A 23,846-nucleotide genomic window follows, 5' to 3' on the forward strand; every position below is an offset into this window, starting at 1 on the left:
TCCCTGACGCTCCACCACGACTTGAGGAGTTCGAATGGCCGACGCGAACAACCGGGCGTTACGGAACAAGGTGGCGATCATCGGGATGGGCTGCCGCCTGCCCGGCGGCGCCTCGGACCACCGCACGTACTGGCGCAATCTGATGGCGGGCAAGGACTGCATCACGCCCACCCCGCCCGACCGGTACGACGTCCGTACGCTCGGCAGCCGGTTCCGCGACAAACCCGGGCGCCTCGTTGGCGGCCGCGGCGGATACATCGACGGCTTCGACGAGTTCGACCCCGCGTTCTTCGGCATCAGCCCGCGCGAGGCCGACCACATGGACCCGCAGCAGCGCAAGCTCCTCGAAGTGGCCTGGGAGGCCCTGGAGGACGGTGGCCAGCGGCCCGCCGACCTCGCCGGAGGCAACGTCGCCGTCTACGTCGGCGCGTTCACCCTGGACTACAAGATCCTGCAATTCGCCGACCTGGGCTTCACCTCGCTGGCCGCCCACACCGCGACCGGCACCATGATGACGATGGTGTCGAACCGCATCTCGTACTGCTTCGACTTCCGCGGCCCCAGCCTGTCCATCGACACCGCGTGCAGCTCCTCCCTGGTCGCCGTCCACCTGGCCTGCCAGGCGCTGAACAACGGCGAGAGCGACCTCGCACTGGCCGGCGGCACCCTGCTGCACATGGCCCCGCAGTACACCGTCGCCGAGACGAAGGGCGGATTCCTCTCGCCCGAGGGCCGCTCCCGTACGTTCGACGCCGCCGCCGACGGTTACGTACGGGCCGAAGGCGTCGGCCTGGTCGCGCTGAAACGCCTGGACGACGCCGTACGGGACGGGGACCGGATCCACGCGGTGATCGCCGGCAGCGGCGTCAATCAGGACGGCCACACCAACGGCATCACCGTGCCCAACGCCGACGCCCAGGTCGACCTCATCCGCCGGGTCTGCGCCGAGGCGGGCATCACCCCCGGAGACCTCCAGTACATGGAGGCGCACGGCACCTCGACCCCGGTCGGCGACCCGATCGAGGCGAACGCCCTGGCCCGCGCGCTGGCCATCGGACGGGCCCCGGGCGCCCGTGCCTACGTAGGCTCGGTCAAGACGAACATCGGCCACACCGAATCCGCCGCCGGGATCGCCGGGCTGATCAAGACCGTCCTGAGCATCCAGCACCGGACCGTCCCGCCCCACATCAACCTGGAGAACCTCAACCCCGCCATCGACCCGGCGACCCTGCCGTACGAGATCCCCACCCGCCCCACCGCCTGGCCCGCCCACGAAGGGCCCGCCCGCGCCGGGGTCAACTCCTTCGGGTTCGGCGGCACCAACGCCCATGTCGTCCTGGAGGAGGCCCCGCCGCCCCCGCCGAAGACCGGTGCCGCCCCGCCCGCCGGACGCCCCTGGAGCATCCTGCCGCTCAGCGCCCGCAACCCGGACGCCCTGGTGGAACTGGCTGCGGGCATCCGGGGCGAACTCGCAGGCGACAACGGCCCGGCCGTGGCCCTCGACGACCTCGGACACACCCTCGCCCACCGCCGCCAGCATCTCCCCGAGCGGCTCTCCGTCGTCTACTCCACGCGCGCCTCCCTCGACGAGGCCCTCGCCGCCCACGGGCGCGGCGAGCCCCACCCCCGCGTCGTCCACGGCCGCGCCCGGGAATCCGCCGACCGGCGGCTGGTGTGGGTCTTCACCGGCATGGGCCCCCAGTGGTGGGGCATGGGCCGCCAACTCCTCGCGGAGGAACCGGTGTTCCGCGAGGCCGTCGAGGCGTGCGACCGGGCGCTGCGGGAGTTCGCCGACTGGTCGCTGATCGAGGAGCTGACCGCCGACGAGTCCGTCTCCCGGATGAGCGAGACCTGGCTCGCCCAGCCGGCCAACTTCGCCGTACAGGTCGCCCTGGCCGCCCTGTGGCGGTCGCACGGGGTGCGCCCCGACGCCGTGGTCGGCCACAGCACCGGCGAGATCGCCGCCTTCCACGCAGCGGGCGTCTACTCCCTGCGGGACGCGGCCCGGATCGTCGTCCACCGCAGCCGCCTCCAGCAGACCCTGGCCGGCACCGGCGCCATGCTCGCCGTCAGCCTGTCGGAGGACGAGGCGGAACGCCGGGTGCGCCCCTACCGCGACCGGGTCTCCGTCGCCGCCGTCAACAGCCCCACCGCCATCACCCTGGCCGGGGACGAGGCGGCGCTGACCCTGCTGGCGGAGGAGCTGCGGGCCGAGCAGCAGTTCGCGAAGTTCCTCACCGTCGAAGTGCCGTACCACAGCGTCGGCATGGAACGGATCAAGGACGAACTACTGGCGGAACTCGCCCCGTTGGAGCCGCGACCGGCCCGGGTTCCGCTGTATCTCACCGGCGTCGAGGGAACCGCCCGGGGCGAGGAACTGGACGCCGCCTACTGGTGGAAGAACGTCCGCGACCGGGTCCGCTTCCGCTCCGCGGTCGACCGGATCGCCGCCGACGGCCACCAGCTGTTCCTGGAGATCGGCCCGCACCCGGTCCTCGGCCACGCGATCCGCGAATGCCTGGAAGCGGGCGGCACGACCGGGCTCACCCTGCCCTCGATCCGCCGCCGGGAGAACGAGAGCGAGCGCTTCGCCGCCTCCCTCGGCTCGCTCCACACCCTGGGCGTCACCGTCGACTGGGACGTACTCCAGCCGACCGGCCGGCCGGTCACCCTGCCCCGCCACCCCTTCCGGCGCGACCGCCACTGGACCGAACCCCGCCCGGTGGCCCAGGTCCGCCTGGGCCACCGCGACCACCCCCTCCTCGGCCGCCGCACCGACCGTACGGAACCCACCTGGCAGGCCCGCCTGGACACCGAGGACCTGCCCTACCTCGCCGACCACCGCATCCAGGACACCGTGGTCTTCCCCGCCGCCGGCTACCTGGAAATGGCCGCCCAGGCCGTTCTGCGGCTCACCGGTGGCACCACCGCCGTCCTCGCCGACATCGATCTGCGCAAGGCGCTCTTCCTGCCCGACGGCGAGGACCGCACCGTGGAGGTGTCGCTCTCGCTGGAGAACGCCGCCTTCACCATCGCCTCCCCGACCGGGGACGACGGGGAACGGGCCGTGCACGCGAGCGGCATCGTCCGCACCGGGCAGCGCCGCCGCACCGCCCCGCCGCTCGACGCCCCCGCGATCCGGGCCCGCTCCCTCCGCCACCTCGAAGGCCCCGACTGCTACACCGCCCTGGCCACCCTCGGCTACCACTACGGCCCCGCCTTCCAGGCCGTCGAGGAGGTCTGGATCGGCGCCGGTGAGGTCCTCGCCCGGATCCGCCCGCCCGAGGCCATCGGCGACGACGCCGCGGGCCATCACCTCCACCCCGTCCTCCTCGACGCCTGCTTCCAGACCCTCCTGACCCCGCTGATCCCGCCGACCCCCGAAGGACCCGCACCGGGCACCGGGATCAGGCTGCCGCTCTCCGTCGACGAGGTCGCCCTCGAACCCATCGGCGACCAGCCGTTCTGGGCCCACGCCACCCTGCTCCCCGGCGACGCGGACACCACCCTCGGGAACATCGCCCTGTACGCCGACGACGGCACCCCGCTCGGCCGCGTCCACGGCTTCCGCGCCGCCGACGTCGAGAAGGCGGCCACAGCCGTCGCCCGGACCACGATCGACTCCTGGCTCGCCGAACCCGCCTGGACCGAGGCCCCGCCGCTGCCCGCCGAGGACACCGCCCGCGACCACGACTGGCTGGTCCTCGCCGACAACGGAGGCGTCGCGGACGCCTTCGCCGCCCTCGCCGCGGCCCGCGGCGAACGGTGCCGTCTGGTGCGCCGGGGCGCGGCCTACACCCCCTTCGGCGACGGCGTCACCTTCACCGTCGACCCCGCGTCCGACGCCGATCTGCGCCGGCTCCTCGCCGACCTGGACCGCGCCGGCGGGCCGTTCCGAGGGGCCGTCCTGCACCTGTGGAACCTCGACGCGCCCGCCCTCGCCGACTGCGACCGGGCCGCCCTCCGCGACCACACCGGCGCGGGCGCGTACGGGCTGATCGCCCTCGCCCGGCTGCTCCTGGCCCGGGGCGGCGGAGGCCGGCTGCACATCGTCACCCGGGGCGCCCAGCCCGCCCTGCCCGGCGAAGGGCCCGAACCCCTCGGGGCGCCCGCCTGGGGCATCGGCCGGGTGCTGCGCCACCAGGAGCTCATCGACCACCCCGGCAAGCTCATCGACCTCGACCCCCGGCGCCGGCCGGGCCCCGACGGCGACCGGGCCGAGGCCGAAGCGCTCCTCGCCGAGGTGCTCAGCGACGACGAGGAGGAGATCGCCCTGCGCGACGGCGGCCGCCGCACCAGCCGCCTCCGCCCCGCCGAGCACCTGACCCGGCCGCTGCCGCCGCGCCTGCGGGCCGACGGAAGCTATCTGGTCACCGGTGCGTTCGGCGCGCTCGGCCGGCTCCTGTGCCGCACCCTCGTACGCCGCGGAGCCCGCCGGATCGTCCTGGTCGGGCGCACCCCGGTGCCGGCCCGGGAGAAGTGGGCCGGCACCGATCCGGCCACCGCCGAGGGCCGGGCCGTGGCCCTGCTCCGCGAGCTGGAGGCGCTCGGTGCGCAACCCGTCCTCGCGACCCTCGACATCACCGACGAGGACGCCCTGACCGGCTGGCTCGACGCCCACCGGCAGAGCGGAGCCCCACTCGTACGCGGGGTGTTCCACCTGGCCGGGCAGGTCCGCGACACGCTCGTCGCCGATCTGGACCGGGCCGCCTTCGACGCCGTCCACGACCCCAAGACCGTCGGCGCCCACCTCCTGCACCGGCACCTGCGGGACGAACCGCTCGAACACTTCGTGCTCTTCGCCTCGATCGCCTCCCTCCTGACCACGGCCGGCCAGACCAACTACGCCGCCGGGAACGCCTTCCTGGACGCCCTCGCCCACCACCGCCGCGCCCAGGGCCTGCCCGCCCTCAGCCTGGACTGGGGCCCCTGGGCCACCGGCATGATCGAGGAACTCGGCCTGGTCGAGCACTACCTGCACAGCCGGGGCATGAGCTCGCTCTCCCCGGACACCGGCATGGCCGTCCTGGAACGCGTCATCGGCCAGGACCACGCCCAGCTCGTCGTCGCCACCGTCGTCGACTGGCCCGTCTTCCTCGCCTGGTACCCGACGCCTCCGCCGCTGGTCGCCGACCTCGCGGCAGCCGCCGCCCCACCGGGCGACGCCGCCTCCGGCAACGGATTCCTCGACACCTTCCGCGCCGCCGACGAGGAGACCCGCCGCGCCCTGGTCGCCGAGCGGTTCGCCGCGCTCTCGGCCACCGTGCTGCGCACCGGCACGGACCGCATCGACCCCACCACCGGACTCGGCGAGCTCGGGCTCGACTCGCTCCTCGCCATGGAGCTACGGGCCCGGATCCACGCCGAACTGGGCGTCGCCCTGCCCGTGGTCGCCCTGCTCAGCGGCACCCCCGCCGGGGAACTCGCCGCCCAGCTCCACGACGGCCTCAGCGCCCTCGCCGCGGCCGACACCCCGGACGGAGCGGCGGGCGCGGTCGAACTCCACCGCGACGAGCGGCAGTACCCGCTGACCCAGAACCAGAAGGCGCTCTGGTTCCTCAAGCACCTCAACCCCGACGGCTACGCGTACAACATCGGCGGGGCCGTCGAGGTGAACGTCGCCCTCGAACCGGACCTGATGTTCGAGGCCGTCCGCCGCCTCATCGCCCGCCACCCCGCGCTGCGCACCAACTTCCTCCTGGTGGACGGGCAGGCCGTGCAGCGGGTCTCCGAGGACGCCGCCACCGACCTCGGCCTCTTCGACGTCCAGGGCGAGGACTGGGACTCCATCCACGCGACGATCGTCCAGGAGTACCGCAAGCCCTACGACCTCGCCCACGACCCGCTGGTCCGCTTCCGCCTCTTCAAGCGGGGCCCGGACCGCTGGATCATCATGAAGGCCGTCCACCACATCGTCTCCGACGCCATCTCCACCTTCACCTTCATCGAGGAACTCCTCGCGGTGTACGAGGCGTTGCGCCGCAACCAGGAACCGCAGCTCCCCCCGGTCGAGGCCCGCTACCTCGACTTCCTCAACCAGCAGAACGCCTTCCTCGCCGGACCCGAGGCCGCGGGCATGCTCGACCACTGGCGCGCCCATCTGCCGGCCGAGGTCCCGCTGCTGGACCTGCCCGTCGACAAACCGCGCCCGGCGGTCCAGACCCACAACGGGGCCTCCGAGTTCTTCGTCCTCGACGACGCCCTCAGCGCCCGCGTCCACGCGCTGGCCCGCGCCCACGGCGTCACCCCGTTCATGGTGCTGCTGAGCGCCTACTACCTCCTGCTGCACCGCTACTCCGGGCAGGACCACATCGTCGTCGGCAGCCCGGTGACCGGCCGCACCCGGCAGGACTTCGCCTCCGTCTACGGCTACTTCGTCAACCCGCTGCCGCTGCACGCCGATCTGTCCGACGACCCGACCGTCGCCGAACTGCTGCAACAGGTCCGCCGGACCGTCCTCGGCGGCCTCGACAACCAGGAGTACCCCTTCGTCCTCCTCGTCGAGGAACTGGGCCTCCAGCACGACCCCAGCCGCTCCGCAGTCTTCCAGGCGATGTTCATCCTCCTCACCCACAAGGTGGCCACCGAGCAGTACGGCTACCGCCTTGAGTACATCGAACTACCGGAGGAGGAGGGGCAGTTCGACATAACGCTGTCCGCCTACGAGGACGAGGCCGAGGGTCGGTTCCACTGCGTGTTCAAGTACAACACCGACCTCTTCCTCCCGGAGACCATGCGCCGCATGGCCGCCCACTACACCCGCCTCCTCGACCGGATGACCCACGCCCCCGGTGAACAGCCCGCCTCCCGGCTGGAGATGCTCGGCGACCAGGAGCGGGAACGGCTCGTCGGGGAGTGGAGCCGCCCCGCCCTTCCGACAGCCGGATCCCGTGAGGAGCCGTTCGCGGCGGTCCAGACGCTGATCGCCCGCGTCGCCGCCGAACACCCCGCGGCCGTCGCCGTCACCACACCCTCCCCGCACGGCGGAGCGCACCGGCTGACCTACGCGGAACTGGAGCGGCGGGCCGCCGACAGCGCCGCCCGGCTGCGGACCCTCGGCATCGGCCAGGGCTCGGTGGTCGTCCTGTGCCTGGACAAGTCGCCCGAGCTGATCGTCGCCCTGCTCGCCGTGTTCAAGGCCGGCGCCGCCTACCTGCCGCTCCGGCCCGACCAGCCCGCCGACCGGCTCGCCCACCTCGTGACGGCCACCGGCGCGGCGCTCGTCCTCGTCGCGGACGACGCCGGGCCGGAGCAGACCGGCGCCCTGGCCGTCCCGACGCTCACGCTCGGCGCGCTCGCCCGCACCGCGCCGCACCCGGACGGACCGTCCGACGAAGCCGGCCCGGAATCGCCCGCGTACATCATCACCACCTCCGGCTCCACCGGCCGCCCCAAGGCCGTCCGCGTCAGCCACCGCAACCTCGCCTCCGCCCACGCCGCATGGCGCCAGGAGTACCGGCTGGAGACGGACGTCCGGGTGCACCTCCAGATGGCCGAACCGTCCTTCGACGTGTTCACCGGCGACCTGGTGCGCGCCCTGTGCTCGGGCGGCACCCTCGTCCTGGCCGACCGCGACCTCCTCTTCGACACCACTCGGCTCTACCGCACCATGCGTCAGGAACGGGTCGACTGCGCCGAGTTCGTGCCCGCCGTCGTCCGCGGCCTGATGGACCACTGCACCCGCGAAGGGCTCCGGCTGGACTTCCTGAAGCTGCTGGTGGTCGGCTCGGACGCCTGGAGCGTGGGGGAGTACCGCCGGCTCGCCGAGCTGTGCGGACCCGGCACCCGCCTCGTCAACTCCTACGGCCTCACCGAGGCCACCATCGACAGCGCGTCCTTCGAAGGCCCCGTCGACGACCTGGAACCCGGCGCGATGGTCCCCATCGGCCGTCCCCTCCCCAACAGCACCCTCCATGTCCTCGACGCCCACGGCGAACCCGTACCGCCCGGCGTGCCCGGCGAACTCTGGATCGGCGGCGACGGCGTCGCCCTCGGCTACGCCGGAGACCCCGAGCAGACCGAGGCACGCTTCGTCACCCGTACGCTCAGCAGGTCCGCCGACGGCGACGCCCGGCCCGAGCGGCTCTACCGCACCGGCGACATCGCCCGCTGGGACGCGCACGGCCGGGTCCATCTGCTCGGCCGCACCGACGGACAGGTCAAACTGCGCGGCCACCGCATCGAGATCGGCGAGATCGAGGCCCACCTCGCCCAGTGGCCGCCGCTCGCCCGGGCCGTCGTCACCGTACGCGCCGACACCGGCGGAGAGGCGGCGCTCTGCGCCTACTGCGTCCCCGCGCCCGGTGCCACCCTGGACGGCCGGGCCCTGCGCCGCCACCTGGCCCGCTCGCTGCCCTCGTACATGATCCCGTCGCACTTCGTCGAACTGCCCGCCCTGCCGCTGACCGCCAACGGCAAGGTCGACACCGCCGCCCTGCCCGCACCCCGGGCCGAGACCGGCGACCGGCCGTACGAGGAGCCCGTGACCCTGTACGAGATCAGCGTCGCCCGGCACTGGAAGACCCTCCTGGGCCGTGAACAGATCGGCCTGGAGGACGACTTCTTCGAACTCGGCGGCAGCTCGATCAAGCTCATCGAACTCCTCCACCAGCTGCGCACCGAGTTCGGCGTCGGCGTCCCCGTCAGCAGGCTCTACCAGGTCACCACCCTGCACGGCATGGCCGCCACCGTCGAGGACGTCCTGCACGGCACCAGCGCCGACGAACTGCCCAGCCTCACCTTCAACGCCGGACAGCACCCCGCCCTCTTCTGCTTCCCGCCCGCCGGCGGACACGGGCTCGTCTACCGGGGCCTGGCCGCCCACCTCCCCGACCACACGCTCATCGGCTTCAACTACCTCCCCGGCGACGACAAGGTCGCCCGGTACGCCGACCTGATCGAGGCCGCACGGCCCGACGGCCCCTACCGGCTCCTCGGCTACTCCCTCGGCGGCAACCTCGCCTTCGAGACGGCCAAGGAGCTGGAGCGACGCGGCCGGCGCGTCGCGCACGTCGTCATCCTCGACTCCCGCCGCATCCTCACCGCCTACGAACCGGACGCCTCCGGGATCGCCGTCTTCGAGGCCGAACTCGCCGACCACCTGCGCAAACACACCGGATCCGAGGCCGTCACCCGCGAAACCCTCGCCCACGCCGCCGAATACCTCGCCTTCTGCGGCCGCACCCCCAACACCGGCACGGTCGCCGCGACCGTCAGCGTGATCACCGACGAGGAGAAGGCCGCCCTCTACGCCGCGGGCGAGCACGGCACCTGGCACGGCAGCTCCACCGGTGCCACCGCCGTCCTGCGCGGCTCCGGCGTCCACGCCGACATGCTCGACGCCAAACACCTGCCCCGCAACGCCGAGCTGGTGCGCTCCGTCCTGACGGGAGACCCGGCCCATGGCGGATGACGACCCCACCGACTGGACCAGCCGGGAGCGCACCCCGGGCACCCCGCCCCGCGTCATCGTCGTCGGCGCGGGCGTGGCCGGCCTCTCCACCGGCTGCTACGCGCAGATGAGCGGCGCCAGGACCCGGATCTTCGAGAAGCACGTGCTGCCCGGCGGCTGCTGCACCGCCTGGTCGCGCGACGGCTACCTCTTCGACTACTGCATCGAGTGGCTCATCGGCACCGCCCCGGGCAACGACGCCCACCGGGTGTGGAGCGAACTCGGCGCGCTCGACGGCAAGACCGTCACCAACTTCGACCTGTTCAACAAGGTCGAGGACGAGAACGGCCGGTCGGTGACGTTCTACAACGACCCCGACCGCCTGGAGGCCCACCTGCTGGAGATCTCACCCGCCGACGCCCCGCTGATCCGGGCCTTCACCCGGGACCTGCGGCGCTTCATCGACATCGAGCTGTACCCGTTCCTGACCGCGCCCGCGCTGCGCACCGTACGGGAACGGGCACGGACCCTGCGCACGGTGCTCCCCGCCTTCCGGCTGTTCTGGCGGACCGCCGCCACCCCGATGCACGTCTTCGCCGACCGCTTCCAGGACCCGCTGCTGCGCACGGCGTTCCGCAACATCTTCTTCCAGGACCCGGAGGGCTTCCCGCTGCTGCCGTACCTCTTCAACATGGCGGCCGCCCACCACGGCAACGCCGGCTTCCCGCAGGGCGGTTCGCTCGGCCTCGCCCGCTCGATCGAGGAGCGCTACCGGAGCCTGGGCGGCACGGTCACCTACCGGGCCCGCACCGAGCGGATCCTGGTCGAGGACGACCGGGCGATCGGCATCGAACTCCGCAGCGGGAAGCGCTACTTCGCCGAACACGTGGTCTCCGCCTGCGACGGCCACACCACCGTCTACGGACTCCTCGGCGGCCGGTACACCGGCCCCCGGATCGACCGGCTCTACACCGACCTCCTGCACCGCCCCGGCACCCTCTTCCCGGCCGTCGTCTCCGCCTTCGTCGGCCTGCGCGGCGACCTGGACCCCGACGAGGCGCACAGCACCACGCACCTCCTCGGCCCGGACGACGCGGCCCATCTCCCCGGCGCCCTGCAGGACAGCCTCGTCGTCCAGGCCCGCTCCCGCTACTCCGGCGGCTTCGCACCGCCGGGCCGCTCCGTCCTGCACTGCACCTACTTCAGCGACTACGCCCACTGGAAGGACCTGCGCACCAGGGACCGCAAGGAGTACCGCCGGCGCAAACGCGAAGTCGCCGACTTCGTACGGGACTTCCTGGAGCGCCGCAGCCCCGGCATCGCGGAGCGCATCGACATCGTCGAGGTCGCCACGCCCGCCACGACCCACCGCTACACCGGCAACCTGGGCGGCTCCATCCTGGCCTGGAAGGCGTTCTCGGACGCCGACGACGTCGCGGCGCGCCTGGTCGGCAAGGACCGGATGCGGCTGCCCGGACTGAGCGGCTTCTCCATGGCCGGGCAGTGGGTCGGCATGGGCGGCCTGATCCGCGCCGCCTCCACCGGCCGCTTCGCCGTCCAGTACCTCTGCCGTGAACTCGGCCTGGAGTTCCGGGCCTGGGAGAGCGAGGGCGACGAACCCTGGCACCCCGGGAAGCTGGGGCACCTGCCCCAGCTCGACCGGTGGTCCGCACGCGAGAGCGAGAGCTCATGAGCGGCGAGCGGAGCAGCGCGCGCCGGCCCCGGGAGACGATGATCATCATCGGGGCCGGGCTCGGCGGCCTCTCCACCGGCTGCTACGCCCGGATGAACGGCTACCGCACCCACATCCTGGAGATGCACGAGATCCCCGGCGGCTGCTGCACCGCCTGGGAGCGCGGCGGCTTCACCCTGGACGCCTGCGTCAGCTGGCTCCTCGGCAGCGGCCCCGGCAACGAGATGCACCAGATCTGGCTGGAGCTCGGCGCACTCCAGGGCAAGGAGATCCGCCACTTCGACGTCTTCAACATCGTGCGCGGCACGGACGGCCGGGCCGTCCACTTCTACTCCGACCCGGACCGCCTCGAAGCCCACCTCATCGCCCTCTCGCCCGCCGACGCCCGCCTCGTACGGAGGTTCTGCGCCCAACTCCGCAGCTTCCGCAAGGCCTTGGCGGTCTACCCCTTCCTCAAGCCCGTCGGGCTGATGGGCCGGCGGGAGCGCTGGCGGATGCTCGCCTCGTTCCTGCCGTACTTCAACGCGGTCCGCACCACGATCACCGTCCTGATGACCGACTTCTCCAAGAAGTTCAAGGACCCCCTCCTCCAGGAGGCCTTCAACTTCATCCTGTACGAGAAGCACCCGGCCTTCCCCGTCCTCCCGTTCCACTTCCAGCTCGCCTCGCACGCCAACCTCTCCGCCGGCGTCCCCGAGGGCGGCTCGCTCGGGCTCGCCGAGTCGATCGAGGCCCGCTACCGCCGGCTCGGCGGCGAGATCTCGTACAACACCAAGGTCGAGACGGTGATCGTCGAGGACGACCGGGCCGTCGGTGTCCGGCTCAGCGACGGCAGGGAACTCCGCGCCGACATCGTCGTATCGGCCTGTGACGGCTACACCACCACCATGAAGTTCCTGGAGGGCAGATACCTCGGCGAGGACTACCGCAAGCTCTACACCGAGACCATCCACGAACCCGGCATGGTCTTCCCCGGCTACTTCACCCTTTTCCTCGGCCTCTCCCGCCCCTTCCCCGAGGGCGACCCCTGCACGACCTACCTCCTCGACGAGGCCACGGCCGCCGAACTGACCGGCATCCGCCACCCCAGCATCAACGTCCAGTTCCGCAGCCGCCACTACCCCGAACTCTCCCCGGACGGCACCACCGTCGTCTACGCCACCTACTTCTGCGACATCGCCCCCTGGCGCGCCCTGGACGAGGGCCCCGAACAGGTCACCCGCACCCGTGGCGGAACGGAGCTGCACACCCTGCCCGTACGGCACGGCCGCGGCTACTACGCGGCGAAGCGGCGGGCCCGCGAAGCGCTCGTCGGCTTCCTGGAACAGCGCCACCCCGGCCTGCGGGACGCGATCGTCGTCCGTGACGTCTCCAGCCCCCTCACCCAGGTCCGCTACACCGGCAACTACGACGGCACCGTCCTCGGCTGGCAGCCCTTCGTCGAGAGCGGCGAGACCCTGGAAGAGCTGATCAAGAAACACGGCCCCGGGCTTCCCGGGCTGCGCGACTTCTACCAGTCGGGCGTCTGGGCCACCACCGGCGGACTCATCCGGGCCGCCGCCGCCGGACGCCACGTCATGCAGTTCGTCTGCCGCGACGACGGCCGGCCCTTCACCGCCTCGCTCGACCTCACCGCACCACCACCGACCCACCGGGTCATCCCCGTGCCCGTCCGCCCCGCCGCACCGACGGAGAGGAAGCCATGAAGATCGCGAAGTGGGTGGTCCGCGAACACGTCGAGGGCGTACCCGACGTGGACCGCGTCTACGAGAAGGTCGTCGAGAACGTCGACGTGACCCTCGCCCCCGACGAGATGCTGTTGCGCACCCTGTACGTCTCCGTCGACCCCTACCTCCAGGGCATCGCCCTCGACACCCCGATCGGCGGCCACATGGGCGCCGACTCGATCATGGAGGTGGTGGAGGCGGGGCCGCGCGCCGCCCACCGCGCGGGCGACCTCGTCCAGGGCTTCGGCGGCTGGCGCACCCATGTGATCGGCACCGGCGCGGCCGAACTCTGGCAGACCGGCACGTTCCCCATGGTCTTCCCGGCGTACCGCAGGCTCGACCCCCGGTGGTACGACGACGCCCTGCCGCTGCCGACCGCCCTCAGCGTGATGGGCGGACCCGGCATGACCGCCTGGGGGACCCTGTCCAAGTACATGACGATCAGCCCCGGCGAGACCCTCGTCATCAGCGGGGCCTCCGGCGCGGTCGGCGCCCTCGTCGGCCAGCTCGCCGCGCTCGCCGGCGCCCGCGTGATCGGCACCACCTCGTCCCCGGAGAAGGCGGACTACCTCACCGGGCTCGGATTCGACGCGGTGGTCGTCTACCGCCACGGGGACGGCGAGGACACCGTCCGTGAGGCGCTCGCCCGCGCCGCCCCCGACGGCGTCGACCGGTACTTCGACAACCTCGGCGGCACCGTCACCGACGCGGTGTTCCGCATGCTCAACATCGGCAGCCAGGTGGCGGTGTGCTGGCAGTGGGCGACCCAGGTCGGGAACGAGGACACCGGCCCCCGGCTCCTGCCCTACCTGATGTTCCCGCGCGCCACCGTCCGCGGCATCTTCTCCCTGGAATGGTTCACCGACCAGAACTGGCAGGACCTCCACACCGAGCTGGGCGGCCGGGTCCGGCGCGGCGAGGTCGTCTGCGACCACACCCTGCACCACGGCTTCGACCGCATTCCCGCCGCCTACGGCAGCCTCTACGACGACCGGGCCGCCAACCGCGGCAAGGTCCTCGTCGAACTCTGAGCGCGACACCCGAACCACCCCCGACCACCCCGCCCAGGAGGCATGGTGACCGCCACCGAGCCCACGTGTCCCGCGCCGGTACCGATGCACCGCCTGCACTTCGAGAAACCCGGACCGCCCCGCCCGGCCGAGCTGCCGGGCGGGGCACCCGCCTGGCTGGTCAGCCGGTACGAGGACGTCCGCCAGGTGCTCTCCGACCCGCGCTTCGGCCGGGAGCGGCTGTACGACGCCGACGCACCGGCCCTCTCCGACGTACCCGACCTCGTGAACGACCCCGACCTGATGTTCAACCAGGACGGCCCCGGCCATCTGCGGCTGCGCCGCACCCTGCGGCGCGCGTTCACCCCGAGGGCCGTCGCCCGCTGGCGGCCGTGGATCGCCGCGACCGTCGACGAACTCCTGGACCGGCTGGAGTCGAAGCAGCGACCGGCCGACGTGGTCGCGGAGTTCACCCTCCCGCTGCCGGTGGCGGTGATCAGCCGGCTGATGGGTCTGGAGGAGTCCGCGTGGGGCCGGCTGCGGTACTGGAGCGAACACGCCTTCTCCGACGGCACCCATGAGGGCGAACAAGTGGCTGCGGCCCTCGCCGAGTTCAGCGCGTTCGGCGCGGACCTCCTCGCGGAGCGGCGCCGGACGCCCGGCGACGACCTGATCAGCGGCCTGGCCGCGGCGGCCGACGCGGAAGGGGGCGTGCCCGAGGCCCAGTTGGTGAGCCTGGTGTGCGGTCTCGTCGTCGGCGGCCACGACAGCACGATGACCATGCTCGGCAACGCGCTGCTCTACCTGCTGGGCGAACGCCCGACCGCCTGGCCCCGCATCGGCGCCGACGAGGAGGCCGCCGGACGCGTCGCCGACCGCCTCGTCCACCTCGTACCGCTGGGTGACGACCGGGGCAGCGCCCGGCACGCCGCCACGGACGTCGAGGTCGGCGGGGTGACGATTCCGGCCGGTGCGATCGTGCTCGCCGACTGCGGCATGGCCAACCGCGACCCCGAGGTCTTTCCGCCCGCCACCCTCCACGACCTGTTCGCCCCGCTGGAGGCCCCCACCCTCTCCTTCGGCGCCGGACCCCACTACTGCCTGGGCGCCTGGCTGGCCCGTACGGAACTCCAGCTCGCCCTGCACCGCCTGGCCGCCCGCTTCCCGGCCCTCGCCCTGGCGGAACCCATGGACGCGGTCGCGTGGCGGACCGGCACCACCTCCCGCAGTCCGCGGCGGCTCGCCGTCCGGTGGTAGGGGCCGCCGTACCGGCAGGTGGTGTGCCCGGGGCTCAGCGGCCCCGGGCATCGCCCTCGGCGGTCCAGGTGGTGGTGTACACGGTGACGGTGCCGCGGCCGTCCGGGGCCCGGCCGCCGCCCACCGACCCGCCCGGCAGATCACCGCCGTGGCCCCAGTAGACCCCGCCGCAGCTCAGCGGGACGGAGGCGACGCCGTAGCCGTACCGGCTGCCGGCCGTATAGACGTAACGGCGAACGCCACGGCGAGCGTGGTCGTGCACACGAGGGCGGCGGTGAGGCGCTTGCGGTACATGGGTCCCCCTGGACGTGACTCCGGCCGGGCCGTTCGGGAAGCCCCGGCCGTGCGGATCGTTCTTCCGCCCACGACCCTGCCGGCCGCCCCGCACGGGGGCAGGCCGTCCGGACCCGGACCGAGGGTGTACTCAGGCCCCCTGCGCGGGGTTCCCGAGAGCCCTCCGCAACACCGCGATCTGCTCGGCGGCGGCCCTGCGCGGGAGGGTCAGGTGGGGCAGCACACCGTCGAATCCGTGGAACGCGCCCGGCCACAGATGGAATTCGGTCGACACCCCGGCGGCGATGAGCCGGAGCGCGTACTGCGCGCACTCGTCCCGGAACACCTCCAGCTCGCCGACGTCGACGTACGCGGGCGGGAGCCCCGACAGATCGGTGGCGCGGGCCGGCGCCGCGTACGGGGGCACCTCGTCGCCGTCGGCGAGCGGGCCGAGCAACGCCGCCCAGCCGTACAGGTTGTTGGCGCGCGGCCAGGTGACGGGATCGGTGAACTCCCGGCTGGACGCAGTGGTGTTGCGGTCGTCCAGCATCGGGCAGAGCAGCAACTGGAAGGCGAGGCGCGGTCCGCCGCGGTCCCGGGCGAGCAGCGCCGTGGCGGCGGCCAGCCCACCGCCCGCGCTGATCCCGCCGACCGCCAGGCGCTCCGGGTCGACGCCGAGCGCGTCCGCCTGCTCCGCCGTCCACCGCAGCGCGCGGTAGCAGTCCTCGACGGGCGCAGGGTAAGGGTGCTCGGGCGCGAGGCGGTAGTCCACGGAGACCACGGCGCAGCCCGCCTCCAGGACGTACGCGGAGAGCCGGGCGTCGTCCATCTCGGGCGTGCCGAGCACCATGCCTCCGCCGTGCATCCACACCAGACACGGCAGCGGCCCGGTGGGGGCGGCACGGGGCCGGTGGACCCGCAGTCGTACGGCACCGGGGCCCGGCAGGCGGTGGTCGGTCACCCGGACGCCTTCGGCGGGCGGCGGGAAAACGGCGGCCGCGCGGGCGGCGCGCAGGGCGGCCAGCCCCTCGCGGGTGAGGCCCGGGAGGACGGTGGGCGGCAGCGGGGCGGCGGCCAGCGCCGCCGCCATCTCCGGGTCCAGGCGGGGGTCGTACGACATCGGGTGGAGCCTTCCTGAGGACTCCGCGGCCGCGCCCGGCGCCGGACGGCGGGGCACGGCCGCGGAGCGCGAACCGGCAGATCCGTCAGTAGTCGAGCGTGATGCTCACCTCGATCGAGCCGCTGTGCGGGATCTTCAGGATGTGCATCCTGCGGCTGCCGTCGCGCAGATACCGGATGGAGGCGGCGGCGACGGAGGCGGCACGGGCCGCGCCCCACCGGATCCGGACGACACCCGGGCCCCGGTGCAGGTCGAGGCCCGTGGCGGTGGCCGAGGCCGAGCCGCCCCACGGCACCGTGGTGCCGTTGCCGAACACCACCCGGTCGGAGGCCTTCAGGATCAGCGGCACCGTCTCGGTCGCGGACGAGACGGCCCGTACCGAGCGCCGCACCAGCCCGTCGCTCACCCGCACATCGGTGACGACCGAGCCGCTGGGGGTGGCGAAGCGGAAGGCGTACGGACTGCCGCCGAGGAACTGTCCGGCCTGCGGCCCGTCGGAGTCCGGGGCCTGGCCGGGCAGTACGGTCGCCCACACCCCGTGGTCGTTGTCGTTGAGGGTCTGGATGACCGTGCCGGCCACCGGGTGCCACAGGAACGACAGCCCGGTGCGCGCCATGGTGGTCGCCCGGTCGCCGAGATACGCGCCCAGATAGACGTCGGGCCGCCGGATGTAGAGGAAGTCCTGGCCCCGGTCCGTCCGGCGCTCGGTGAAGTTCTTCGAGGCGAGATACGGCAGGGCCCGCACCGCGTCGGCCTTGGCCTGCCGGGTCGGGTACCGCTCGCCGTAGAGCGCGTGGGCGAGGATCCGCGGCGAGGTGTCCTGCTTGGTCAGGCCCGCCACCGGAGCGGCGTCGTCGGCCCAGGCGGCGCGCGCGGCCGACAGATCCTCGCGGGCGGAGGTGAACGCCCCGAGCGCCGGAACCTCCGGCACGAACTGGGCGTTGAGCGCGGTACGTTCCGGATCCGGGCGCGTGTTGTCGTAGGCGAGCGCGCTGGTCCGGGTGGAGGGCGCGACATTGCTGAACCAGCCCGAACCGTCCGGCTCGCGCAGCAGGTTGTAGCCCAGCCAGCCGGTGTACTTCCGGGCCATGGCCACCAGGTGGGCGTTGTTCGACTGGCGCCAGGCGTCGGCCAGTTCGGGCAGCATCACCTCGAAGTTGTAGTTCATGTCCGTGCCGCCCTTCTCGTAGAAGAAGCCGGCCGGTCCCTGCCCGTGCTGGGCGATCCGGGCGAAGGCGTTGTTCAGCTGGGTGCGCAGCGCCGCGTCGGGGTTGGTCCGCAGCGCCAGGGCCGAACCCGCGAGCCCGGCGGCGACCTGGTTGGCGAAGGAGATCGGCGTCTGCCACACCCGCCCGTTGGCCGGGTTGAGCAGCCAGATCATCGCCGCACGCGTCGCGCGGGCGATCTGGGTGCGCCGCGCGGGCAGCAACTGCGCGTTCTTGAGCAGCACATGGGTCTTGCTCAGATAGCCGAGCGCGAATCCGGTGGCGGCGAGCGAGTGCTCGTCCGGGCTGTACTCCGGCCAGGAGCCGTCCGCGTGCTGCAGCCCCAGATAGTGGCCGAGCGCCGCGTCCAGCCCCGCGAGCAGTTCGGCGTTCCCCCGGTACGGGTTCCAGGAGCGGGAGGTGGTGAGGAACCAGGCGAGTGTGTAGACGTGCTCCTGCACCCGCGCGTTGTACGGCTCCGAGGGCTTGCGCCACCAGCCGCCGCCCAGGAAACCGGAGTTCGGCGAGCCGGTCCTGATGTCCCCGACCATGCCGGCCAGGCTCACCAGATAGGGCGCGTAGAGCTGTTCGTCGGCGGCGAAGGCGCGCCGGTCGGGGGAGACCGGGGGCAGGGCCGCGAGGTTCGGTGCGGCGGTGGCGGCCAGGGCGGCGGGCGCGGGCAGGGCGGCGGCGAGGCCTGCGGCGCCGGCGGCGGTCAGCAGGGTGCGGCGTGAGAGGAACGTTCCGTACGTCACTGGGCGACTCCTGGGCGGGGAAAGGCTGCGGTGGCTGCGGTGAAGAGGCAGCGGGGGAGGGCGGCAGGGGTGTGCCGTTCGTCGTGCGGCACACCCCGGCCGGGATGGGTCAGCCGCGTGCGACGGCGATCGACCCGCCGAGCCGGTCGCCCGCCTCGTAGACCAGATACGGCACGCCCCGGTCCGTCCCGAAGCTCGGCGAGGCGGCGCGGCCGTTCTCCGGGGCCGCGCTGCCGGAGTCGTAGAAGACGCCGAGGTGGTCGCGGCGGGAGAAGTCGTTGCCGACCTCGGTGATCAGGATGTTCCCGCCGTTCTCCTTGCCGGTGTGGTAGACGACGTACGTACTGCCGCCCCGGGTCAGCAGATGCGGGCCGCTCAGGTTGTTCACACCGACGTCCGCATGGCGTACCAGCGGCTGCTGGGAGAAGGTCCAGGCCCGGCCGTCCTTCGACCAGCCCCAGCCGATGTCACGGTGGTTGGACTGGTTGTTGACCATGAAGAGCATGACGTACCGCGCGTCGCGCGCGGGCAGGTCGTGCCGGAACACCCGTGCGTAGGACGTCTCGCTGGTGCCCGCCGGCAGCATGTCCTTGGTCAGCACGGTCCGGTCGTACGTGAAGGTGATGCCGTCCTTGGAACGGGCGAGCCGGGTGGTGTGGTTCTCGCCGTGGAAGTAGAGCCACAGCTCCTTGACGTCCTCGTTCCACAGGACGTGCGGCGAGGAGACATGGCTGACCTTGTAGTGCGGCTGCCAGTCGTTGGAGACCAGCGGGTTCGCCGGGTACTCCGTGAACGGGCCCTCCAGCGAGTCGCCGTACGCCAGGCAGATGCCGCCGGGCGCATCGTGCGGGGCGTAGTAGAGGTAGTAGCGGCCCAGCGGGTTCGCCAGCCTGTCGTAGACGCCCCGGATGCACGGGAAGATGATCTCGCCGGTCGGGTTGTACTTCAGCTGAGAGGGCGTCAGCAGCGGCTTCAGATGGCGGTAGTCCGGGAATCCGCCGGGGGCCGCGACGGCGCGCCCGGCCGCGGCCCCGGTGGCGATCAGCCCGGCGGTCGCCGCCGTGCCCGCCACCGCGCCGCGCAGAAAGATCCGGCGGCTCGGCCGGAACGCCCCGGCTGCGGAAGGGGTGGTGTCCTCGTGCTGTGTCATGTCGTTCTCCGTCCCGAAGAGTGAGCGATCACAGATAGCTGGCGGCGGTGACGCAGAATCCGCCGAGCGCCACGGCCCAGACGTACGGCAGGGTCCGCAGCATCACCTGCTGCGGCGTCACCCCCGCGTACTGCGCGCTCCACACGGTCTGCGTGCTGGTGGGGTCCGACACCCCGAAGACCTGGTTGTACGAGGTGGCCAGACCCAGCACCGCGACGGCCGGGTAGATGCCGGCGGCGATGAGGACCCCGGCGATGCCCGCGCCGAGACCGAAGACGTTCAGCGGCCCCCGGTACAGGCAGAGCGGCACGAGCAGCGTGAAGACCAGCACGAACAGCACCGGGTTCTGCGGGCTGACGGCCTTGACCAGCGGCTCCAGCGACTCCACCGCACCGGGCAGCTTCACCGCGGCCAGCAGGATGCCGATGGCGACGAACAGGACGATCGGAGCGGCCGCGACCTCGAACGAGCCGTACAGCGTCCGCAGCAGCCGCTTGTTCATCTCCCGCGGCCGGGTCGTCGTGACCAGCGCGAACAGGACGCCCGCCAGCATGGAGGGCAGGATCGCGATCTCGAAGCCCAGGGCGAGCACCAGCGGCACGACCGGGGTGAGCAGGGCGTACCACGGGGCGTCGCCCAGCTGCTTGCGGCGCGAAACGGGCTTGGCGGACGCCGACTTGAGCGACCAGGCGTGCTCGACGCCGCGCCGCCGCGTCTCGATGAGGACGAAGAGGACGGCGGCGGCCAGCGCGAACGGGAACAGCTTGAACATGAAGCCTCGCACCGTCTCGACCGGCAGCTCCAGCGCGGTGGAGAAGAACTGCCAGATCGGCAGCTCGAACGGCATGCCGGCGGCGATGCCCATCAGGATCGTCCCGGCGGCCGTGACCTTCGGGATGCCGACGGCGATCATGGCGGGGATGCCGATGATCCCGGCGAGCATCGCCGCCGGAGCCGATCCGGTGACCGTGCCGACCAGCGTGGAGACGGCCAGGACGCCGAGGGCGACCACCACCGGCCGGTCCCCGCCGAACTCGACGATCTTGCGCACCAGGGTGCCCGCGATGCCGGTCTCGTCGAGGAGCTTGCCCAGCCAGGAGCCGAGGAGGATCGCGATCATCGTGGCGGCGAGAGCCGGCGCGCCCTCCTGGACGACCGTGTCCAGCACGCTGTTCTCGCCGGTCAGCGGAGCGCCCGCGACGAACGCGATGACGACGGCGAGGATGACGAGCGCGAAGGCGGTGGGCAGCCTGCGGGTGAGCATCGCGGCGACACCGGCCGCCATGACAAGAAGGATGACGATGCCCATGGCGCTACTTCTCTCTTCCGTGCGGGTGCGGGTGCGGGGATCGGGCCGCGGACCCGTGCCGCGGCTCGGCCGCGGTGGCCAGGGCGGCCGTCAGCAGGAGCGGACTGCGGCCCAGACCGCAGACCGTGCGGGCGTGGGCGTGGGCGGCGATCTCGTCGGCGCCCGCGACATGGCCGTACAGGGTGTGCCGTCCGGCGCGCAGCACCACATGGTCCAGGGCGCGCTTCAGCGACTTCTTCGCCGGGCCGTGGTGGAGCCGCTCGTGCACCGCCTCGTGCGCGATCGCCGCCGCCCGGACCGAACCGGCCGGATACCAGTGCCGCCAGCCGAGCAGGTCGATCAGCTCCTCGGCGAGCGCCAGGGTGTCGGTGAACAGCTCGACGGTGGGCGCCGGCCGTGAGGTGTAGCGGGCCAGCAGCCCGCGCGTCAGGCCGCCGTCGCTCTCCACGATCCGGGCCGTCGAGGCCACCGGAGGCAGCGCCGCGCCGAACGCGTCGGCGGTACGGGCCCAGTGGCGCAGCAGCTCGGGATCGCGCCCCTCGTGCGTCGGGGTGTTCGCGAGCAGCCGTACGCCGAACTCGACGTCGTCGTCGGCCTCCAGCGCCGAAATGGCCGTGCGCGCGGCCCGGTCGAGCAGGGCGGCCGTCATGAGCGCACCTCCACGACCGCGACGACCGGTTCGTCGGCGGCCCGGGAGCGCAGCTCGCTGCGGGCCAGCGCCAGCAGCGGATCCGGGTCGATCACCCCGGACAGATCGGCGATCCGGGAACCGAGCAGCAGCCGCAGCGCCGGGGCGCGCACCCCGCCGTCCCCGTACGACGTGGCCTCCTTCACCAGCCCCGCGAGGACCTCGGGCGCCTGCCCCACGGTGGTCGTCTCCACCCGGGCGTCCGGCGCGTGCAGCCGTACGACGCCGTCCGCGTCCACGACCCGCACCGGATGCCGGTCGGCCCGGAACCGCCGGTGCACCTCGGTGCCGTACACGGTGTGGGCGGGCGTGCCCGCGAGGACCCGCACCGAGGCAGGGTCGGTCCGCAGGCTGTCGGCGGCGGCGCGCAGCCGGTCCGCCTCGTCGGCCCGGTGGGCGCGGTCCTGGGTGCGCAGCTCGGTGGCGCCGGTCGCCACGGCCCGTACGGTGCTGGTCTGCGGGTCGACGGTGACCTCCACCTCCACCCCGTCGGCGGCGGCCCCCTGGGCGATGACGGCGGCCTCGGCCTCCGCGCGCACGGCGAGGATCTGTTCCTGACCCGCGCCCGGGATGATCCGCTCGACCTGCTCCCGGATCAGCGCCAGCGCCACACCGATCGGGCTGATCACCTCGTTGTGCCGGGCGATCCGGCCCTCCTGGCCGGTGACGGCCGCCAGATGCGGGGTGACGGAGGCGGCGCCGCCACCACCGCCGACGAGCAGCGCGGTGTCCTTGTCCAGCCGGTAGTCGCGCATCATCGCCTCGACCACCGACCTCACCTGCTCGGTGCCCGCGTCCAGGAGCTTCGCCGCGGCCGTGGCGACATCGGTGCCGAGCGCGGCGGCCAGCGGGGCGATCGCGGCCTTCGCCACGGCCGGGTCGCACCGGGCGAAGTCCCCCTCCGGCACCCGGCCCAGCGCGTTCGCCGCACAGGTCATGGTGATCGCGAAGCGGCCCCCGGCGGCGTCCAGCACCGCGTAGTCGGCCGGGTCGTCCGCCATCGGCCGGACCGTGGTGAGCGTCGCGTCCGCCAGATCCTCCGGGCTCGCGAAGCAGGCGTACGGCAGCCCCGCGATATGCGCGCTGCGCGGCCCGACGCCGACGACCTTGCCGCCGTCGACCCGGACCATCGAGCCGCCGCCGACCCCGACGGTCCGCACGTCGAGCGCCGAGAGATACGACGTCCGGCCGAGCATCGTGGCGTGCCGGACGGCGACCTTGCCGCGCCGCACGACGCTGATGTCCGTGGACGTGCCGCCGGTCTCCAGGAACAGGCCCTCGCTGATGCGCTCCTGCATCAGCGCGCCGGCGACGCCCGCCGCCGGACCGGACAGCACCGTCAGCAGCGGTCTGCGCCGCATCTCGTCCAGCGACATCACCCCGCCGTCGCAGCGCATCACCATCAGCGGCGCGCTCACGCCCGCCTTGGTGATGGACGCGTCGACCAGGTCGGCGGTGGCGAGCATGCGCGGCAGGATCGCGGCGTTCACCACGGCGGTACGGGTCCGCTTGTGGAGCCCGTACAGCGAGGTGATGTCGTGCGCCGCCGTCGTCGGCAGCCCGCGCTCCTCGGCGGCGGCCACCACCGCGTCCTCGCCCTCGGGCCGGTCGACGCTGAACGGCTGGCTGGCGACGACGACTTCGGCGCCCTCCCGCACGACCGCGTCGAGCGCGGCCCGGATCGCGGGCGCGTCGTCGGGGTCGGCCACATGCCCGTAGGCGAGCGGCAGCCGCTTGCCGGGCGTCAGCTCCAGCTTGCGGAACGCGGCCAGCCGACGGGTCAGGGCGGCGCTCGGGCCTGCACCGATGCCGATCAGACCGACGGTGGCGACGTCGCCCTCCAGCAGGGCGTTGGTAGCCTGGGTGGTGCCGTGGGCGAGGAACGTCACGTCCTCGGGCGTGTGGCCGGTCTGCTCCAGCAGACGGTCGAGAGCTTCGACGATGCCGTGGGCGACACCGTCCTCGTGATGGTGGCTGGTGGGAACCTTCACCTGCCCCAGCAGGTTCAGGGTCGTGGCGTCTACGGCCACGGCGTCGGTGAAGGTTCCGCCCACGTCGATGCCGACGCGTATGCGGTGGGTGTTCATGGCTGGGCACCTCCTTGTGCGGGTGGCAGGGCGAGGGCGGCAGGTCCGGGCCTCGCGAGAGGTCCGGGGCCTGGGGCCGGGCGGGTACAGGTGGAGCTGCGCCCGCCCGGCGCTCCGCGTGAGCCCTGGGGGCCGTGCGGTGAAACGGGGTGGTGCGTGAAGCGGGTGTCGTGCGGTGAAG

At 72.9% G+C, this 23,846-nt stretch carries 12 protein-coding genes; 5 read left to right on the plus strand and 7 right to left on the minus strand.

The annotated features are described in order from the left end of the window. The first annotated feature begins 34 nt into the window (after positions 1-34). From KV381_RS33070 to KV381_RS33090, 5 genes are read left to right on the plus strand one after another with little or no spacing between them, the layout of a single operon-like run. Positions 35-9,412: a non-ribosomal peptide synthetase/type I polyketide synthase gene (locus tag KV381_RS33070; RefSeq protein WP_218786955.1), complete on the plus strand. Its 9,378-nt coding sequence runs from the start codon at positions 35-37 to the stop codon at positions 9,410-9,412. Beyond that, a complete protein-coding gene (locus KV381_RS33075; protein WP_218786956.1) occupies positions 9,402-11,084 on the plus strand; it encodes an NAD(P)/FAD-dependent oxidoreductase in 1,683 nt (560 codons plus the stop codon). The genes KV381_RS33070 and KV381_RS33075 overlap by 11 nt, the downstream gene beginning before the upstream one ends. Next, positions 11,081-12,790, plus strand: coding sequence for an NAD(P)/FAD-dependent oxidoreductase (locus KV381_RS33080; RefSeq protein WP_218786957.1), 1,710 nt, complete (start codon positions 11,081-11,083; stop codon positions 12,788-12,790). The genes KV381_RS33075 and KV381_RS33080 overlap by 4 nt, the downstream gene beginning before the upstream one ends. After that, positions 12,787-13,842: an NADP-dependent oxidoreductase gene (locus KV381_RS33085; protein ID WP_030076635.1), complete on the plus strand. Its 1,056-nt coding sequence runs from the start codon at positions 12,787-12,789 to the stop codon at positions 13,840-13,842. Before KV381_RS33080 ends, KV381_RS33085 begins: the two co-directional genes overlap by 4 nt. Before the next feature lie 45 nt (positions 13,843-13,887). After that, positions 13,888-15,078, plus strand: a complete 1,191-nt coding sequence (locus KV381_RS33090; RefSeq protein WP_218787347.1) for a cytochrome P450 — start codon at positions 13,888-13,890, stop codon at positions 15,076-15,078. A gap of 34 nt (positions 15,079-15,112) precedes the next feature. Here the strand turns inward: KV381_RS33090 and KV381_RS33095 are convergent, their stop codons facing one another. From KV381_RS33095 to KV381_RS33125, 7 genes are all read right to left on the minus strand, one after another. Next, positions 15,113-15,340: a hypothetical protein gene (locus KV381_RS33095; RefSeq protein ID WP_373461178.1), complete on the minus strand. Its 228-nt coding sequence runs from the start codon at positions 15,338-15,340 to the stop codon at positions 15,113-15,115. A gap of 162 nt (positions 15,341-15,502) precedes the next feature. After that, positions 15,503-16,471, minus strand: a complete 969-nt coding sequence (locus KV381_RS33100) for an alpha/beta hydrolase (RefSeq protein ID WP_218786958.1) — start codon at positions 16,469-16,471, stop codon at positions 15,503-15,505. An 85-nt stretch (positions 16,472-16,556) separates the two neighbouring features. After that, a complete protein-coding gene (locus KV381_RS33105) occupies positions 16,557-18,431 on the minus strand; it encodes a hypothetical protein (RefSeq protein WP_030623040.1) in 1,875 nt (624 codons plus the stop codon). Positions 18,432-18,540: 109 nt separating this feature from the next. After that, positions 18,541-19,581: a hypothetical protein gene (locus KV381_RS33110; RefSeq protein WP_030623038.1), complete on the minus strand. Its 1,041-nt coding sequence runs from the start codon at positions 19,579-19,581 to the stop codon at positions 18,541-18,543. A 28-nt stretch (positions 19,582-19,609) separates the two neighbouring features. Next, a complete protein-coding gene (locus KV381_RS33115) occupies positions 19,610-20,890 on the minus strand; it encodes a TRAP transporter large permease subunit (protein WP_030076646.1) in 1,281 nt (426 codons plus the stop codon). Positions 20,891-20,894: 4 nt separating this feature from the next. After that, a complete protein-coding gene (locus KV381_RS33120) occupies positions 20,895-21,539 on the minus strand; it encodes a hypothetical protein (RefSeq protein WP_030076648.1) in 645 nt (214 codons plus the stop codon). Beyond that, positions 21,536-23,665, minus strand: a complete 2,130-nt coding sequence (locus KV381_RS33125) for a hydantoinase/oxoprolinase family protein (protein WP_030076650.1) — start codon at positions 23,663-23,665, stop codon at positions 21,536-21,538. Before KV381_RS33125 ends, KV381_RS33120 begins: the two co-directional genes overlap by 4 nt. Positions 23,666-23,846 lie beyond the last annotated feature (181 nt).

The organism is Streptomyces sp. WY228, from assembly GCF_019287315.1.
GTDB lineage: Bacteria > Actinomycetota > Actinomycetes > Streptomycetales > Streptomycetaceae > Streptomyces > Streptomyces caviscabies.

Excerpts from the sequence above, each read along its gene's own strand:
- KV381_RS33070 (WP_218786955.1), top strand. The coding sequence starts at position 35 with ATGGCCGACGCGAACAACCGGGCGTTACGGAACAAGGTGGCGATCATC.
- KV381_RS33075 (WP_218786956.1), top strand. The coding sequence starts at position 9,402 with ATGGCGGATGACGACCCCACCGACTGGACCAGCCGGGAGCGCACCCCG.
- KV381_RS33080 (WP_218786957.1), top strand. The coding sequence starts at position 11,081 with ATGAGCGGCGAGCGGAGCAGCGCGCGCCGGCCCCGGGAGACGATGATC.
- KV381_RS33085 (WP_030076635.1), top strand. The coding sequence starts at position 12,787 with ATGAAGATCGCGAAGTGGGTGGTCCGCGAACACGTCGAGGGCGTACCC.
- KV381_RS33100 (WP_218786958.1), bottom strand. The coding sequence starts at position 16,471 with ATGTCGTACGACCCCCGCCTGGACCCGGAGATGGCGGCGGCGCTGGCC.
- KV381_RS33110 (WP_030623038.1), bottom strand. The coding sequence starts at position 19,581 with ATGACACAGCACGAGGACACCACCCCTTCCGCAGCCGGGGCGTTCCGG.
- KV381_RS33115 (WP_030076646.1), bottom strand. The coding sequence starts at position 20,890 with ATGGGCATCGTCATCCTTCTTGTCATGGCGGCCGGTGTCGCCGCGATG.
- KV381_RS33120 (WP_030076648.1), bottom strand. The coding sequence starts at position 21,539 with ATGACGGCCGCCCTGCTCGACCGGGCCGCGCGCACGGCCATTTCGGCG.
- KV381_RS33125 (WP_030076650.1), bottom strand. The coding sequence starts at position 23,665 with ATGAACACCCACCGCATACGCGTCGGCATCGACGTGGGCGGAACCTTC.